At 63.0% G+C, this 14,430-nt stretch carries 16 protein-coding genes; 9 read left to right on the top strand and 7 right to left on the bottom strand.

Annotated features, from left to right (window positions below; all coding sequences use genetic code 11):
* Window positions 1-42: 42 nt before the first annotated feature.
* Both ACTXGA_RS12460 and ACTXGA_RS12455 read left to right on the top strand, forming a co-directional pair.
* Window positions 43-837: an IclR family transcriptional regulator gene (locus tag ACTXGA_RS12460; protein WP_443394093.1), complete on the top strand. Its 795-nt coding sequence runs from the start codon at window positions 43-45 to the stop codon at window positions 835-837.
* Window positions 838-852: 15 nt separating this feature from the next.
* On the top strand, window positions 853-2,208 hold the full coding sequence (locus tag ACTXGA_RS12455) for an aminotransferase class III-fold pyridoxal phosphate-dependent enzyme (protein ID WP_443394091.1): 1,356 nt from the start codon (window positions 853-855) through the stop codon (window positions 2,206-2,208).
* A gap of 9 nt (window positions 2,209-2,217) precedes the next feature.
* On the opposite strand, the gene ACTXGA_RS12450 is transcribed toward ACTXGA_RS12455, so the two are convergent.
* On the bottom strand, window positions 2,218-3,027 hold the full coding sequence (locus tag ACTXGA_RS12450) for an ABC transporter permease (protein ID WP_443394089.1): 810 nt from the start codon (window positions 3,025-3,027) through the stop codon (window positions 2,218-2,220).
* A 117-nt stretch (window positions 3,028-3,144) separates the two neighbouring features.
* Between ACTXGA_RS12450 and ACTXGA_RS12445 the strand changes: the two genes are divergently transcribed.
* A complete protein-coding gene (locus ACTXGA_RS12445; protein ID WP_443394088.1) occupies window positions 3,145-3,738 on the top strand; it encodes a GcrA family cell cycle regulator in 594 nt (197 codons plus the stop codon).
* Window positions 3,739-3,793: 55 nt separating this feature from the next.
* On the opposite strand, the gene ACTXGA_RS12440 is transcribed toward ACTXGA_RS12445, so the two are convergent.
* Window positions 3,794-4,690 carry a mechanosensitive ion channel family protein gene (locus ACTXGA_RS12440; RefSeq protein ID WP_443394086.1) on the bottom strand — a complete coding sequence of 299 codons (897 nt, stop codon included), beginning with the start codon at window positions 4,688-4,690 and terminating at the stop codon, window positions 3,794-3,796.
* Between the two features lie 79 nt (window positions 4,691-4,769).
* On the opposite strand from ACTXGA_RS12440, the gene rimO reads away from it, so the two are divergent.
* Window positions 4,770-6,128 carry a 30S ribosomal protein S12 methylthiotransferase RimO gene (gene rimO / locus ACTXGA_RS12435; RefSeq protein ID WP_443394190.1) on the top strand — a complete coding sequence of 453 codons (1,359 nt, stop codon included), beginning with the start codon at window positions 4,770-4,772 and terminating at the stop codon, window positions 6,126-6,128.
* 287 nt (window positions 6,129-6,415) lie between these two features.
* Here the strand turns inward: rimO and ACTXGA_RS12430 are convergent, their stop codons facing one another.
* Entirely contained in the window at window positions 6,416-6,811 is a 396-nt protein-coding gene (locus ACTXGA_RS12430) for a DUF6524 family protein (RefSeq protein ID WP_443394084.1), read from the bottom strand.
* A 142-nt stretch (window positions 6,812-6,953) separates the two neighbouring features.
* Between ACTXGA_RS12430 and ACTXGA_RS12425 the strand changes: the two genes are divergently transcribed.
* On the top strand, window positions 6,954-8,249 hold the full coding sequence (locus ACTXGA_RS12425) for an adenylosuccinate synthase (RefSeq protein WP_443394082.1): 1,296 nt from the start codon (window positions 6,954-6,956) through the stop codon (window positions 8,247-8,249).
* Window positions 8,250-8,258: 9 nt separating this feature from the next.
* A complete protein-coding gene (locus tag ACTXGA_RS12420; protein WP_443394080.1) occupies window positions 8,259-8,480 on the top strand; it encodes a DUF2842 domain-containing protein in 222 nt (73 codons plus the stop codon).
* Window positions 8,481-8,507: 27 nt separating this feature from the next.
* Here ACTXGA_RS12420 and ACTXGA_RS12415 read toward each other — a convergent pair whose 3' ends face one another.
* A complete protein-coding gene (locus tag ACTXGA_RS12415; protein ID WP_443394078.1) occupies window positions 8,508-8,966 on the bottom strand; it encodes a phage regulatory CII family protein in 459 nt (152 codons plus the stop codon).
* 211 nt (window positions 8,967-9,177) lie between these two features.
* Between ACTXGA_RS12415 and ACTXGA_RS12410 the strand changes: the two genes are divergently transcribed.
* Window positions 9,178-9,765 (top strand): thymidine kinase, encoded by a 588-nt coding sequence (locus ACTXGA_RS12410; RefSeq protein ID WP_443394076.1) that lies wholly within the window; start codon window positions 9,178-9,180, stop codon window positions 9,763-9,765.
* Between the two features lie 139 nt (window positions 9,766-9,904).
* On the opposite strand, the gene ACTXGA_RS12405 is transcribed toward ACTXGA_RS12410, so the two are convergent.
* Window positions 9,905-11,593, bottom strand: coding sequence for a flotillin family protein (locus ACTXGA_RS12405; RefSeq protein WP_443394074.1), 1,689 nt, complete (start codon window positions 11,591-11,593; stop codon window positions 9,905-9,907).
* A gap of 24 nt (window positions 11,594-11,617) precedes the next feature.
* The gene (locus tag ACTXGA_RS12400) at window positions 11,618-12,373 is read right to left on the bottom strand and encodes an OB-fold-containig protein (RefSeq protein WP_443394073.1); all 756 of its coding nucleotides are present in this window, start codon (window positions 12,371-12,373) and stop codon (window positions 11,618-11,620) included.
* A gap of 230 nt (window positions 12,374-12,603) precedes the next feature.
* Here ACTXGA_RS12400 and ACTXGA_RS12395 point away from each other — a divergent pair, with 230 nt between their 5' ends.
* Window positions 12,604-13,395 carry a glutathione S-transferase family protein gene (locus tag ACTXGA_RS12395; protein WP_443394071.1) on the top strand — a complete coding sequence of 264 codons (792 nt, stop codon included), beginning with the start codon at window positions 12,604-12,606 and terminating at the stop codon, window positions 13,393-13,395.
* Window positions 13,396-13,629: 234 nt separating this feature from the next.
* Window positions 13,630-13,761: a hypothetical protein gene (locus ACTXGA_RS12390; protein ID WP_443394069.1), complete on the top strand. Its 132-nt coding sequence runs from the start codon at window positions 13,630-13,632 to the stop codon at window positions 13,759-13,761.
* Between the two features lie 96 nt (window positions 13,762-13,857).
* Here the strand turns inward: ACTXGA_RS12390 and ACTXGA_RS12385 are convergent, their stop codons facing one another.
* Window positions 13,858-14,424 (bottom strand): TlpA family protein disulfide reductase, encoded by a 567-nt coding sequence (locus ACTXGA_RS12385; RefSeq protein ID WP_443394068.1) that lies wholly within the window; start codon window positions 14,422-14,424, stop codon window positions 13,858-13,860.
* Window positions 14,425-14,430: the final 6 nt, after the last annotated feature.

Raw genomic sequence — 14,430 nt, 5'->3', positions numbered from 1 at the left:
GGCCCGAAGGGACGATTACTGGCCGAGGACGCGCAACGACCGATGGGAACGATCACGAAAGCGCTTGAAATGCTGAATTATTTCTCACGTGAGAAACCCGAGATCGGGCTGGGCGAATTCGTGCGTCTGACCCGGCGTGACAAGGCGACGGTGCATCGCCATCTGGGCGAGTTGGTGGAAAACGGATTCCTGGAGCAACACCCGGCCACACGGGCCTATCGTCTTGGCCCCGCGATTCTACGGCTTTCGGCGGTACGTGAGGCGACCCATCCGGCGCGGCGGCTGATCCGGCCCATCGTGTCCGATCTGGCGGATCGGATCGGTGAATTGGCCCATGCCTCCCTGTTGCAGGGCGATCAGTTGTCACCGGTGTTTCATGATGACCCAAAGCGTTACGGCACGCAGGTGCATTTCGACGAGGCCGAGATGTTGCCCCTGCACGCGACTTCTTCGGGGCACGCGGTATTGGCATTTGCCGACCCGGCGCTGGTCGACCGGGTGCTGACCGCCCCGATGGCGCGCTTTACCGACCGCACGCAGACTGATCCTGAAAGCCTGCGCGCGCAGATCATCAGTGCCCGGGACACTGGAATCGGCAAGGCAGAGCGCACCTTTGACGATGAAGTGACCTCGGAAAGCGTCGCGCTGTTCGACGCCTCTGGCCAGCCCGTCGGTGCACTGGCGGTCATCATTCCTGCTGTGCGCGCGTCAGATGAGAAATGGACACTGATTCGCCCCCTGCTGATCGAAGCGGCGCAGGCCGCCACGCAGTCGTTGGGCGGGTCCTTCCCCGCTGACCATCCCCTGAAAGAGCCGGTTCCGACCGCGGACCGCTGACCCGAGAGGCCCGATATGAAAGACGCCAATTTCCTCAAGGAACACAACGCCCGCACCGTCTGGCACCCGATGGCGCACCCCGCCGACAGTCAGGCCAATCCGCCCGACATCATCGTCGAGGGTGAGGGTGTTATGATCACCGATGTCGATGGGCGCCGGGTGGTGGATGCCGTCGGTGGCCTGTGGAACGTGAACCTTGGCTACTCCTGCGCGCCGGTGAAAGAGGCGATCACGCGCCAGCTGGACAAACTGCCCTATTATTCGATCTTCCGCGGCACCTCGAACGACGCGGTGATCGAACTGGGCGAGATGCTGCGCGCGTTTTTTGCGCCGGATGGACTGACGCGTGCTTTCTACACCTCAGGCGGATCAGATTCGGTTGAAGTGTCGTTGCGGCTTGCACGGCAATACCACAAAATCCGGGGCGAGGCCGGGCGGGTAAAATTCTTGTCGCTGAAAAAGGGCTATCACGGCACCCATACGCTGGGGGCAAGCGTGAACGGCAATGCCAACTTTCGCACCCAATACGAACCCTTGATGTCGGGCTGTCACCACATTCCCGCGCCTTATCCCTATCGCAATCCGTTCGGCGAAAGCGATCCGGCGCGGTTGGCGCAACTGTGCCTTGCCGCGCTGGAAGATGAGATCAGGTTTCAGGATCCCTCGACCATCGCGGCCTTCATCATGGAGCCGGTACTGGGCGCGGGCGGTGTGATTCCGCCGCATGAAAGCTTCATGCCCGGCGTGCGGGAAATCTGCTCGAAACAAGGCATCCTGCTGATCGCTGATGAGGTGATCACGGCCTTCGGGCGCACCGGGTCGTGGTCAGGCTCGCGCCACTGGGGCGTGCAGCCGGACATGATGTGTACCGCCAAGGCGATCACAAACGGGTATTTCCCCTTTGGGGCAGTGATGATTTCCGAACAGGTGGCCGGGGTCTTCGAAAGCGACAGCAGCGGGCGTGCGGCAATCGGATCGGGCTATACCTACTCGGGGCATCCGGTTGGGGCTGCCGCCGCAATCGCCTGCCTCAAGGAAACCGAGCGCCTGCAGGTCAAGGACAACGCCGCCGAACGGGGTGCGCAGATGTATGCGGGGCTGCTGGCCTTGCAGGAGAAATACGATTTGATCGGCGACGTGCGTGGCGGGCACGGCTTGATGTGCGCGCTGGAACTGGTCTCTGACCGGGCAAACAAGACCCCCATCGACAAGGGGACCGTCGGCAAGGTGCATCGTGCAACCTATGACGCGGGCACGATGATCCGCGTGTCGGGGCCGAATATCATTCTGTCGCCGCCTCTGGTCATCTGTGCAGAGGATGTAGATGTGATCCTGTCCTCGCTCGACGCGGGATTCGCGGCGGTGTCATAGAGCGGGGGCTCAGGCCTTCAGCCGGGTGCCGCGCCGGAAGAGATACCACGCCAGAAGGCAGGCCAGAGCCGTCGACAAGACCGCGACTGCAAGGCCAAGCGCGGGGTGCGAATCCGACACCCCGATGATTCCCCCGCGCGCGCCGTCGATCAGGTAGAAGACCGGGTTCACGTGGGTCACTTGGTACAACCCGCGCGGCAAGGCCTCGACCGAGTAGAAAGTTCCCGACAGAAAAGCCAGTGGCGTGATGATGAAGTTTGTGATTGCCGCCATCTGATCGAATTTCTGCGCATAGATGGCTGCGATCAGCCCCAGCGCCGCCAGAAAAGCAGACCCCATCGTGACGAAGGCCAGCGCCAAGAGCGGAGACACCGGCACGATCCCCAGGAGCAGCCAGAACGCCAGCAACAGCGCCGTCGCCACGCAGAGTCCGCGTGCGGTGCCGCCGATGACATAGCCCAGCACCAGTTCACCGGACGACAGGGGCGGCATCAGGGTGTCGACGATATTGCCCTGCACCTTGGACACCATGAGCGAACTCGACGTGTTGGCAAAGGCGTTTTGAATCACCGTCATCATCAGGATGCCGGGCGCGATGAAGGTGGTGAACGACACGCCCATCACGTCGGCGCGCTGCGGACCGATGGCGATGGTAAAAATCAACAGGAACAACCCCGCCGTCACCAGCGGCGCCACGAGGGTCTGCTTCCAGACCGCGGTGAACCGCAGGATTTCGCGCTGGCACAACGTCCAGAAGCCCAGCCAGTTCACGCGCCCGAACCGGCGTGTACCGGGGGCAAAGCTCTGCGTCGTGGACATGAAATCTCCTATTGCCTTGGAGCGCCTTGTAACTTGGCGCGCGATGATTAGTATACCCCCGTCACTCAATCTTCAGGCGGCCCCGGTTGTGGCCGCTTTTTTCGCTGGGGGAACCCGATGTCGTGGACCGATGAACGCGTTGAACTGCTCAAAAAGATGTGGTCGGAGGGCCAGTCGGCCAGCCAGATCGCCAAGGAACTGGGCGGGGTGACGCGCAATGCGGTGATCGGCAAGGTGCACCGCCTTGGCCTGTCGAACCGCGCAGGCGCCGCTCCGGCCGCGCAGCCCGAGGCCAAGCCGGAACCCAAGCCGCAGCCGAAACCAAAGGCGCCGTCGAAACCGGCCGCCGCGGCCGCCAAGCCGGACCCCGCGCCAGAGCCCAAGCCGCAGCCCGTCGCCGCGTCGACCACGCCCGCCGTGTCGCCGGCGCGCAAACAGATCATCCCGGCGGGGCAGCCACTGCCGCCGCAGCCCTCGACCAATGAGATCAGCCCAGAGGCGCTGGCCAAGGTCAACGAGGTCGAGAAAAAAGCCAAGAAGCTGACGCTGATGGAACTGACCGAACGGACCTGCAAATGGCCCGTGGGCGACCCCGCGACAGAGGATTTTTGGTTCTGCGGTCTGCCGGTTCAGCAGGGCAAACCCTATTGTGAGGCGCATGTGGGCGTTGCCTTCCAACCGATGAGTGCGCGGCGCGACCGTCGCCGCTGAGGCGGAGAACGCCAAGACTCAGTTGCAAAAGGCGCCCCGCAAGCGGCGCCTTTTTCTATTGTCCGCTGGCCTCCTGCCGTAGTGTAAGCGGTTCATTGAATGTCAGTGTGCGATAGGGGAAGGGGATCTCGATCCCTGCTTCGTCCAGGGCGCGCTTGATGGCCGACACGGCTTTGTCACGGCTCTTGTGTTCCTCGATCGGCGGGGATTTCACCCACCAACGCACCATGAAATCAACCGAGGAAGAGTTGAATTCGGTCGCAAAGATCTGAACCTCGCGGTCGCTCTCGGCCTCGCCGATGGCGGCCATGGCCTTTGCAATGACCTCGCGTGCGGCGTCCAGATCCTCGCCGTAGGCGACACCGATGACGACGGAAATCCGCCGCAACTCCTGATCGGTCAGGATCTTGACCGGGTTCTTGAACAGGTAGCTGTTCGGCAGCAGGATTAACTCGCCAGACCGCTGCCGCACATAGGTGTCGCGGATTGTGATCCGTTCGACCCTGCCTGAAACGCCTTCGCATTCGATATCGTCCCCGTGGCGCATGGGCTTGCGCAGCAGGATCAGGAACCCGGCCAGGAAGTTTTCGAAAATATCCTTGAAGGCAAGGCCAATGGCGATGGACCCGATGCCAAGACCCGCCAGCAGCTTTGTCGGAGTAAGGTTGGGAAAGATCACCGTCATCGCGATCAAGAGCCCCATCGCCCAAACCAGAAGGCGCGCCAATTTGGTGACCGCTTCGGTCAGTGACGGGCGCGCCCGTGAGCGGCGGAGCAGTCGGCTGGCGAGGGTTCCTGTGCCCCAAGCGACCAGCCCTGTCAGCAACAGGATGACAAGCGCGGCAAGCAGATTGGGCAAAAGCGCAATTGTGCCCTGTATCAGCCCCCGCATCTGATCCAGCACGATCTGCAGGGGTTCGATGCGCTGGAACATATCTGTCGTTTCTTCCATCTGTACCTCCGGTCAGATGAATAACGACGCAATGCTTCAGGGGGTTCCGCCGGGCCTTGGCGTGGCGTATACGCCCGCCATGCAGAATCCCCCTGACCTGCGCCCGGACCTTGCCCGCGCGCGCGTGACCGAAACCGCCCGTCCCGGCCAGCCGACCATCGGCATGGTCAGCCTTGGCTGCCCCAAGGCGCTGGTCGACAGCGAACGCATCCTGACCCGCCTGCGGGCCGAGGGCTATGGCATCTCGTCCGACTACAGCGGCGCCGATGCGGTGATCGTCAATACCTGCGGGTTCCTCGACAGTGCCAAGGCCGAAAGCCTTGACGCCATCGGCGAGGCGCTGAGCGAGAACGGCAAGGTCATCGTCACCGGCTGCCTGGGCGCAGAGCCCGAGTACATCACCGGCGCGCACCCCAAGGTGCTGGCCGTGACCGGACCGCATCAGTACGAACAGGTGCTGGACGCGGTCCACACCGCCGTGCCGCCCGATCCCGACCCCTTTATCGACCTGTTGCCCGCCAGCGGCGTCAGCCTGACGCCCCGGCATTTCAGCTATCTCAAGATTTCCGAGGGCTGCAACCACGCCTGCAAGTTTTGCGTGATTCCCGACATGCGCGGCAAGCTGGCCAGCCGTCCGCATCGCGCCGTGCTGCGCGAGGCAGAAAAGCTGGTCGAAGCGGGAGTCAAGGAACTGCTGGTCATCAGTCAGGACACATCGGCCTATGGCACCGACTGGAAAGACCGCGAGACGAAATTCCCGCTGCTGGACCTTGCGCGCGACCTTGGCAGCCTCGGCGCATGGGTGCGGATGCACTATGTCTATCCGTATCCTTACGTGCGTGAGCTGATCCCGATGATGGCAGAGGGGCACATCCTGCCCTATCTCGACATCCCGTTCCAGCACGCCCACCCGGACACGCTGCGCCGCATGGCACGGCCCGCCGCCGCGACCCGCACGCTGGATGAAATCGCCGCATGGCGCGCCATTTGCCCGGACATCACCCTGCGATCGACCTTCATCGTTGGTTATCCGGGCGAGACAGAGGCAGAGTTCCAGACCCTGCTGGACTGGCTGGACGAGGCGCAACTGGACCGGGTTGGCTGTTTTCAATACGAAAACGTCGCCGGTGCGCGCGCCAACGCGCTGCCCGACCACGTGCCGGAAGAGGTCAAGGCCGAGCGCTGGGCGCGGTTCATGGAAAAGGCGCAGGCGATTTCCGAGGCCAAGCTGGCCGCGAAGCTGGGTCAGCGGATGGACGTGATCGTCGACGACGTGGACGAGGACGGGATTGCCACCTGCCGCACCAAGGCGGATGCGCCGGAAATCGACGGCAACCTGTTCATCGACGAAGGCGCCGGGCACCTGCAGCCCGGTCAGATCGTGACGGTCGAGGTGGACGAGACCGGCGAATACGACCTGTGGGGGCGGTTGGTCTGAACGGCACCGTGCTTGGGGGCAGAGCCCCTCTGCCGGGCGGTTCCCGCAAAAGCCTCAGACGGCTTGGCCAAGAATCTTGCCGAGGTATTTCTTGCGCAAGGGGGCGGGCAGGTTGACGATCAGCGGGTTGTCATGACCCGTCAATCCGAATTCGGCTGGCATTCTATTCCGCAGGGCAGAACGTCATCGTACCAACGTTTGTTGATTGCCGCCGCTTCCGGATGCTGCATGTTGTGCAGACCGAAGGCGGTGGAACAGATATTCGGGATGGCGGGTCTGTAGGGGCGTTACTCTTCGACGTCGTCCATATCCACCTGCCCGGACAGGCGGCGGCGGATGATCGACCAGCTGAGCCCGGTGCCAAGCACCAGCGAGAGCGCAAAGATCCCGATCCAGGTCGAAAGCTTGGGGTCCGAGAGATCAAGCAGGCCGTAGTAGACCAGCGCCCAGAGAATCGCCCCCACCAGCGCCAGCACCAGCAGCATGCCGAAGACCCCGATGGAACGCAGGGTGGCGCGCAGGTAGATGATGTAGCCAATCAGCAGGACAATCCCGAAGAGCACCACCAGCGGCAGGTTGGTATCGAAATTTTCCATCGCCCAGCGGACGTAGTTGAACGGCGAGGGATTGTAGGTTGCGGCCAGCAGGACGAAGGCAAACAGCCAGCGCAGCAGAAAACTCATCGGGATACCTCCGGAACTCTTGTGGTCTTGCTGCCTTGTCGGGGCGCATCTGTCCAGAGGCTTGCGGCGATTTTGCTGTTTCACACCGGCGGGCGGGCGCGTATACCGGCGCGGGTTTGCATGACCGTTGAAGGGGGAAACCATGGCAAATGTGGTCGTCGTGGGCGCTCAGTGGGGCGACGAGGGCAAGGGCAAGATCGTGGACTGGCTGTCAAGCCGCGCGGACGTCATCTGCCGGTTCCAGGGCGGACATAACGCCGGTCACACGCTGGTTGTGGACGGCAAGGTCTACAAGCTGCACGCGCTGCCGTCCGGCGTTGTGCGCAAGGGCAAGCTGTCCGTGATCGGCAACGGCGTGGTTCTGGACCCTTGGCACCTGATCAAGGAGATCGAGACAGTGCGCGCGCAGGGCGTGGAAATCACCCCCGAGACGCTGATGATCGCGGAAAACACACCGCTGATTCTGCCCATTCACGGCGAACTGGATCGCGCCCGTGAGGCGGCCTCGCGCCCCGGCGCAAAGATCGGCACCACCGGTCGCGGCATCGGCCCGGCCTATGAGGACAAGGTGGGTCGTCGTGCGGTGCGGGTGGCGGACCTTGCCGACGATGCGACGCTGGAGGCGCGGGTGGACCGGGCGCTGGCGCATCACGATCCGCTGCGCAAGGGCTTGGGGATCGAACCCATCGACCGCGATGCGCTAATCGCGCAGCTGCGCGAAATTGCCAAGGAAGTCCTGCAATACGCCGCTCCGGTCTGGAAGATCTTGAACGAGCGTCGCCGGGCCGGGCAACGAATCCTGTTCGAAGGGGCGCAGGGCGCGCTGTTGGACGTGGATTTCGGAACCTACCCCTTTGTGACCTCCTCCAACGTGATTTCCGGACAGGCGGCCACCGGCACCGGGATCGGACCGGGTGCAATCGATTTTGTCCTGGGCATCGTCAAGGCCTACACCACCCGCGTCGGCGAAGGCCCCTTTCCGACCGAGCTGAAGGATGAAGACGGCCAGCGGTTGGGTGAGCGCGGTCACGAATTTGGCACTACCACCGGGCGCAAACGGCGTTGCGGCTGGTTCGACGCGGTTCTGGTGCGCCAGACCTGCGCGACCTCGGGCGTCAACGGCATCTCGCTGACCAAGCTGGACGTGCTGGACGGGTTCGAAAAGCTGAAGATCTGTGTCGGTTACGATCTGGATGGCAAGCTGCTGGACTATCTGCCCTTTGCCGCCGACGAACAGGCGCGCTGTGTGCCGGTCTATGAAGAAATGGAAGGCTGGAGCGAGTCGACCGAAGGTGCACGCAGCTGGGCCGATCTGCCCGCGGCGGCGATCAAATACGTGCGCCGGGTCGAAGAGCTGATCGGATGTCCGGTGGCCTTGCTGTCGACCTCGCCCGAGCGGGACGACACCATCCTTGTCACTGACCCCTTTGCGGACTAGCTGACGCCCATGGCCCTGTCACACAAGACCCGCAAACGTCTGTCGCTGTTGATCCTCATCGTGGGGATGCCGCTGTATGTCGTGGCGGCGGTGACGGTGGTGAACTGGCTGGACCGGCCGTCGATACTTGTGGAACTCATCGTCTACGTGGCACTTGGGTTCCTATGGGCGCTGCCGTTCAAGTTCATTTTCAAAGGGGTCGGCCAGCCCGACCCCGATGCACAGGACTGAACCGGACGCGGTGCCGGGTCGTGGTGATCAGCCGGACTCGTCCTCGAGGTTCAGCTTCATGTTGATCAGAACCTTTTGAATAGCGACGGTTTCCTTCAGCAGGCGCTTTGCCTCGTTGTTGGAAATCACGCCGTCCTCGATGGACTGGTTGTATTCGGCCATCAGCATGGCAAAGCGCTGCGACAGCGCGATCACGTCCGAATTCACGCCGCCGCTGCCTTCGGAATTCTTGCGCGAGTCGTCGAATTCCAGCGAAATGCCCTTCAGCTCGGCCAGCGCGGCGGTGACATGCGGATAAGACGCGGCCTCTTCAAGCGCGGCAACGGCGTCCACCGGCATGAAACGATCCGCATGTTCGGGATAATCCGAGTAGTAGCGGCCAAGGGTGGCCTTTGACTTGCCGGTAAGTTCGCAGGCCGCTTCGATGCCCACGTCCTTGACGAGTGCTTCGATGTGTTTTTTGAGATATCGTCCGACGATCGACATTTAACACTCCCTCGGCCCGGTCCGAGCGAAGACCGGGGAATTTTTATACTGTCCTCCCATTACTCGGGAGCGCAAGCTATGTCATGTGCAAAACCCGGTCCGGTCAACCGTCCGGCACCTGTTTACCCTGCGTAAGATGCCCATTTCTTATGCTTTGGACGATTATTCGGCGGGCTTGCGCCGGACACGACCCTGCGGCATCTAGCGATCCATGGCAAAACTTCACTTTCACTATGCGACGATGAACGCGGGTAAATCGACCCTGCTTTTGCAGGCGGCGCACAATTATCAAGAGCGCGGCATGGAGCCCTATCTGATGACCGCGGGGATCGACACGCGGGCCGGACAGGGGCAGATCGGGTCGCGGATCGGCTTGGCGCGCCCGGCGGATGTCTTTGGCCCCGAGGATGACCTCTTCGCAATGATCGAGGCGCGGCTGGCGCGCGGGCCGGTGGCCTGTATCTTTGTGGACGAGGCGCAGTTCCTGTCGCGCGAACAGGTCTGGCAATTGGCGCGGGTGGTCGACGATCTGCGGGTGCCAATCATGGCCTATGGGCTGCGGGTGGATTTCCGCGGGGAGCTGTTTCCCGGGTCGGCAGCGCTGTTGGCCTTGGCGGACGTGATGCGTGAGGTGCGCACGATCTGCCATTGTGGCCGCAAGGCGACGATGGTGATCCGGCAGGGCCCGGATGGCGAGGTGCTGAAGGACGGCGATCAGGTTCAGATCGGTGGCAACGAAACCTATGTCAGCCTGTGCCGGCGTCACTGGCGCGAGGCGGCGGGAGATCTGTCCGGCTGATCCACGGCGGACGGCGCGGGTGGTGATTGGGCAGGGGGCGCTCTGCCCCCTCTTGGCCTGCGGCCAATTCACCCCCGACGGTATTTTCAAAGAGAAGAAGCGGGGGTGGCAGGGCCCCGGTGTGAGGCCCTGCGGTTGACTAGTGTTGGGTCTTGTCGCCCGATTCCGGCAGATCGTCGGCCGGCGGTTCTGCGGGTTCGGCGATGGGGGTCGCAGGTTTCGAGGCCATCAGCCCCTCGACCGTGCCGTCCATGGTCATGCCCAGTTCCTCGCCCAGCTTTTTCAGCGCGGGCATCTGCACGGCCATGCCCATGATCGAGTCGAGCGCCTGGTTCACCGGGGGTTTGTCGCCGGTGCTGGCGCTGCCTGCGCTGCCGTTGCCGCCGCCCATGCCCGACAGGTGGTGAATGCGGATCGAGTCGATCTTTTCGGCGGGGCGCACGGCCTCGGCGAGGATCTTGGGCATCGCTTCGATGCGCGCAAGGTCGGTTTTCATGGCGATCAGTTCGGCCGAGAGAACGTTTTCGGCGTCGGCGATGGCGCGTTTGCCCTCCGCCTCTGCTAGCAGGTCCAGCTTTTTCGCCTCGGCGCGGATGGTGATGGCGTCGGCGTCGGCCTGCGCCTCTTCGCGGCGGGCGGATGCGCGGTCGCTTGCGGCGTCCTTTTCGGCGGCGGCGGCAAGGCGGATCTTGGTTGCCTCGCGTTCGGCCTCACGCGCGGCCTCGATCAGGGCGATCTGCTTGAGACGCTCTGCCTCGGCCACTTCCTTGGCGGTGGTCACCGCCTCCATCGCCTTGGTCGCCTCGGCGCGGGCGAGGTCTGCCGATGCCCGGGCGCGGCTTTCTTCCTCGGACTTTTGCGCGATGATGATCTGGCGTTCCTGTTCGGCCACTTCGAGTTCGCGTTCCTTGGCGATCTCGGCCTCGCGGATTTTGCGTTCGCGTTCGATCTCTGCGCTGCGCACCGATTCCTCACGCGCAATCCGCGAGCGTTCGGTTTCGCGTTTGCTGTCTTCGGTCCGGGCGGCGATTTCGGCCTCTTGCGCCATGCGCATGGTCTGGATGCGCTGCACCTGTTCGATGCGGGCCTGTTCCTCATCCTGTTCGATGCTGATCTTCTGGCGCTCGGCCTCCATCTCGGCGCGGCGCACGGCGACGGCGGCCTCGGCCTCGATGTTGGCGCGTTCCTTGCGCGACTTGGTGATGACCTCTGCCAGACGGCGCATCCCCACGGCGTTGAAGGCGTTGTTTTCATCCAGCGCCTCGAACGGGGTCTGGTCCAGCGCGGTGAGCGAGACCGATTCCAGCGACAGGCCGTTCTTGGTCAGGTCCTCCGACACCGTGTTCTGCACCTCTTGTACAAAGTCGGCGCGGTTTTCGTGCAATTGGTCCATGGTCATCTGGGCGGCGACGGAGCGGAGGCTGTCGATCAGCTTGCCCTCGATCATCTCGCGCAGTTGGTCGATATGGAAGGTCCGGTCGCCCAAGGTTTGCGCGGCGCGGGCGATGCCCTCTTCGGTCGGCATGACGGAGACGTAGAATTCCACGCCCACATCGACGCGCATCCGGTCCTGGGTGATCAGCGCGGCCTCGCCGTTGCGCTGCACCTCCAGGCGGAGGGTTTTCATGTTGACGGGGCTGACCTCGTGGAACAGCGGGATGACAATGACGCCGCCGTCCATGATCACCTTCTTGCCGCCCGCGCCGGTTTTCACGAGGCTGACTTCGCGGGTGGCGCGGCGATAGAGGCGCGCAAGCACAAGCATGATGAGCACAAGAAAGGCCAGGGCGGCCACGACGATAATCAGAATGGGTATCAAGTTGTCCATTATGGTCCCCTATGTGTTGAAATATCAGCTCAGCGCGACCAGCAGATAGCCGGACTCGTAGCGGTGGCGCAGCACCATGACCTCTGTCCCCTGCGGGATCTGCACGTCATCGCGCAGCGGTTCGGCGCGCAGGTAGTGGATGTTGCCGAAACGGTCGGTCACGCGGACCTCTGCCGGGCGTCCACGGGCGGCGGTGCCTTGGGTCACGACGCCGGTGCGGCGGCCAAGATGGCGTTCGGACAGCGCCTCGGTTTCCATCTTCGGCAGCAGGTTGGCGAAAAGCGTGCCGAATTGCCGGGCAAACCAGATGGCCGCCGCCGCGCTGGGCAAGGAAGCCAGCCATGTGGGCAGGGGCGCGCCGAAGACGCCGTTGGCCACGGTCTGGATCACCAGCCCCGACAGGCCGAAGGACAGCAGGATCGCAGCCAGCCAGATCAGCGCGGGCATCTTGCCGAACCCCAGCCATCCGGAGAGCGATCCGGCGCCGTCGGGCACACCGTCGGGCACATCCGTGTCGGGCGCGTCCAGGTCCAGTTCTGCCAACTCCAGATCGCCGATATCGATGTCGGTGCCGTCAAGGCCAAGGTCGATCTCCATGTCACCGAGATCGGGCAGGTCGACGTCCAGATCGGGGGCGTCCGCGTCCAGCCCGTCAGCCCCGGCGCCCAGAAGGGTGCCGCCAAGCAGGCCAAAGACGACTTCGAGCGCCAGCAGACCGAACAGCAGCGCAAGGGCGAGGGTGAACGGGAACATCCCGTCCGAAAAGATCATGTCGAACATGCGGGTTCCGAAATTATTGTATGCGATTGTATGCAGAACATATGGTGAGCTCACGAAGTCGTTACAAGAGGGTCGGACCCCAAAATCGGCCCCCAAGGTAACGCGGTGATGGCACTGTGGCGCAAAAAACAGGCAGTTGGCCAGTGGGGAAAGCCCGACCTGCCGTTCTGGCGTTTTTCCGGCGAAGCTGCTTTTCTGGTCCCACGTCCAAGACAGGGGGAGCACAGCGTATGTCCAGGCCCATCGTCTATCACATCCCGGTTTGCCCGTTTTCGCAACGGTTGGAAATTCTGTTGTCCCTCAAAGGGATGGGGGATGCGGTCGAGTTTCGCGTCGTCGATATCACCAAGCCGCGCGATCCCGAACTGCTGCGCAAGACGCGCGGCACAACCGCACTGCCGGTGCTGGAAACGGCCGAAGGGCGCATCCTGAAGGAAAGTCTTGTGATCCTGCGCTACCTTGACGAGGTGCTGGGCGATCCGGTGCGCCGGCGCGATCCGTTCGAACACGCGGTCGAAAGCATGTTGGTCGCGAAAGAGGGGCCATTCACCGGCGCGGGGTATCATTTCGTGATGAGCCGCGATCCGCAGGCACGTGACACGCATCTGGACAGGATGCTGGGCCTGTATCGCGATCTGGATGGCTTTCTCTGTGAGCACAACCCGGACGGCACATGGCTGTTCGAGGATTTCGGACTGGCCGAGGCGGTGTTTACGCCACTGTTCATGCGGTTCTGGTTTCTCGACTATTACGAAGGTTTCGAATTGCCGGAAACCGTGGATTATGCCCGCGTCTCGCGATGGCGGGCGGCTTGTCTGGCGCATCCCGCAGCGCAACAGGTCAGCAAGGATGAAATCGTCAAGCTGTACTATGACTATGCGCTGGGGGCGGGGAACGGTGCGCTCCCGGAGGGGCGGACGCGGTCCAGCTTTGTCTTTGAGCCGCATTGGCGCAACCGTCCGATGCCACCCCGGGACAAATACGGGCAGGCGGCGACGGATGCAGAGCTGGGGCTGGTCTGACGGGGATTCGCCGCGCTGTCCAAATTGGGTCTGATTCGTGGCCGTTTGGCGGAGCGCGATGCGAATTGTGGCCGGACTGACCGTCGTTCTGGAAACAACCTTGATGCCGATATGCGGACTGTTCCGACTATAGGGGGGATTTCGGGGAAAAGAGGCGTGAACCGTTGCGAAGCGCCGTGGAATTGCCCATTTTCAGACTTGTCGGTGGGGGCTGACAAACCGGAGTAACGCAGAGTGCTGCTGACGATATTTGCCTTTGCCGTGGTGGCCGTGATGAGCCTGCACGTGACGATGCCCCGCCCCGCGCGGATCAGCCGTCAGGTGGCCGTGGCCCGGAACCACCAGAGGCAACTCTACCTGCGCTGACCCCGACCCTAATTCTCTCTCTCTCTCTCCGTGAAAGACCCCGCCCGGCATGCGCCTGGCGGGGTTCTTTCCTTTTTGGGGCGGTGGTTACGTGCCTCAGCCGTCGGTCCCGGTGGCCATCAAGGCGCGCAGCACCTCGCGCGCCTCGTCCGAGGACCAGTCCGCATCGCCGGTCATGCGCGCAACTTCCATCCCTTCGGGATTGAGGATCACCGTGGCGGGCAGACCCAGAACCCCCATGCTGCGTGCAAGCATGGATTTCGGATCGCGGTGCAGCGGCAGGTTGTCGACGCCGATCTCATCGAAGAAATCCTTCATCTTGGCCGGCGGGTTGCGCGAGGTGGCCACGGTCACGACCTCGAAGGTCTCGCTTCCCAGTTCCTCCTGCAGAGCGGAGAGCATCGGCATTTCCTTGCGGCAGGGTGCGCACCACGTCGCCCAGAAATTCAGAACCACCCATTTGCCCTGCCAGTCCGACAGGTTCAGCGGTTGTTCGTCAAAGGTCATGAAATCGGCCTCGCCCCCGGCGCGCGGTTCATCCAGAAACACCAGTTTGCGCATGTCGCCGGTCGCGGCGGCCTTGGCGGCCTCGACATCCGCCAGCGCCGGATTTGCAAGCACCACAGCGGCAGTATAGAGAACCGCAAACGTGAGACGTATCATAAGACC

Source organism: Antarctobacter jejuensis (assembly GCF_052266595.1).
In the GTDB taxonomy this organism is placed as follows: domain Bacteria; phylum Pseudomonadota; class Alphaproteobacteria; order Rhodobacterales; family Rhodobacteraceae; genus Antarctobacter; species Antarctobacter jejuensis.
The sequence above is the reverse complement of the archived record's forward strand: the minus strand, read 5'-3'. Positions and strand labels throughout refer to the sequence as shown.

Excerpts from the sequence above, each read along its gene's own strand:
- ACTXGA_RS12450 (WP_443394089.1), bottom strand. The coding sequence starts at position 3,027 with ATGTCCACGACGCAGAGCTTTGCCCCCGGTACACGCCGGTTCGGGCGC.
- ACTXGA_RS12445 (WP_443394088.1), top strand. The coding sequence starts at position 3,145 with ATGTCGTGGACCGATGAACGCGTTGAACTGCTCAAAAAGATGTGGTCG.
- ACTXGA_RS12455 (WP_443394091.1), top strand. The coding sequence starts at position 853 with ATGAAAGACGCCAATTTCCTCAAGGAACACAACGCCCGCACCGTCTGG.
- ACTXGA_RS12460 (WP_443394093.1), top strand. The coding sequence starts at position 43 with ATGGGAACGATCACGAAAGCGCTTGAAATGCTGAATTATTTCTCACGT.
- ACTXGA_RS12425 (WP_443394082.1), top strand. The coding sequence starts at position 6,954 with ATGGCAAATGTGGTCGTCGTGGGCGCTCAGTGGGGCGACGAGGGCAAG.
- ACTXGA_RS12400 (WP_443394073.1), bottom strand. The coding sequence starts at position 12,373 with ATGTTCGACATGATCTTTTCGGACGGGATGTTCCCGTTCACCCTCGCC.
- ACTXGA_RS12395 (WP_443394071.1), top strand. The coding sequence starts at position 12,604 with ATGTCCAGGCCCATCGTCTATCACATCCCGGTTTGCCCGTTTTCGCAA.
- ACTXGA_RS12440 (WP_443394086.1), bottom strand. The coding sequence starts at position 4,690 with ATGGAAGAAACGACAGATATGTTCCAGCGCATCGAACCCCTGCAGATC.
- ACTXGA_RS12410 (WP_443394076.1), top strand. The coding sequence starts at position 9,178 with ATGGCAAAACTTCACTTTCACTATGCGACGATGAACGCGGGTAAATCG.
- ACTXGA_RS12405 (WP_443394074.1), bottom strand. The coding sequence starts at position 11,593 with ATGGACAACTTGATACCCATTCTGATTATCGTCGTGGCCGCCCTGGCC.
- ACTXGA_RS12430 (WP_443394084.1), bottom strand. The coding sequence starts at position 6,811 with ATGAGTTTTCTGCTGCGCTGGCTGTTTGCCTTCGTCCTGCTGGCCGCA.
- ACTXGA_RS12415 (WP_443394078.1), bottom strand. The coding sequence starts at position 8,966 with ATGTCGATCGTCGGACGATATCTCAAAAAACACATCGAAGCACTCGTC.
- rimO (WP_443394190.1), top strand. The coding sequence starts at position 4,770 with ATGCAGAATCCCCCTGACCTGCGCCCGGACCTTGCCCGCGCGCGCGTG.
- ACTXGA_RS12420 (WP_443394080.1), top strand. The coding sequence starts at position 8,259 with ATGGCCCTGTCACACAAGACCCGCAAACGTCTGTCGCTGTTGATCCTC.
- ACTXGA_RS12385 (WP_443394068.1), bottom strand. The coding sequence starts at position 14,424 with ATGATACGTCTCACGTTTGCGGTTCTCTATACTGCCGCTGTGGTGCTT.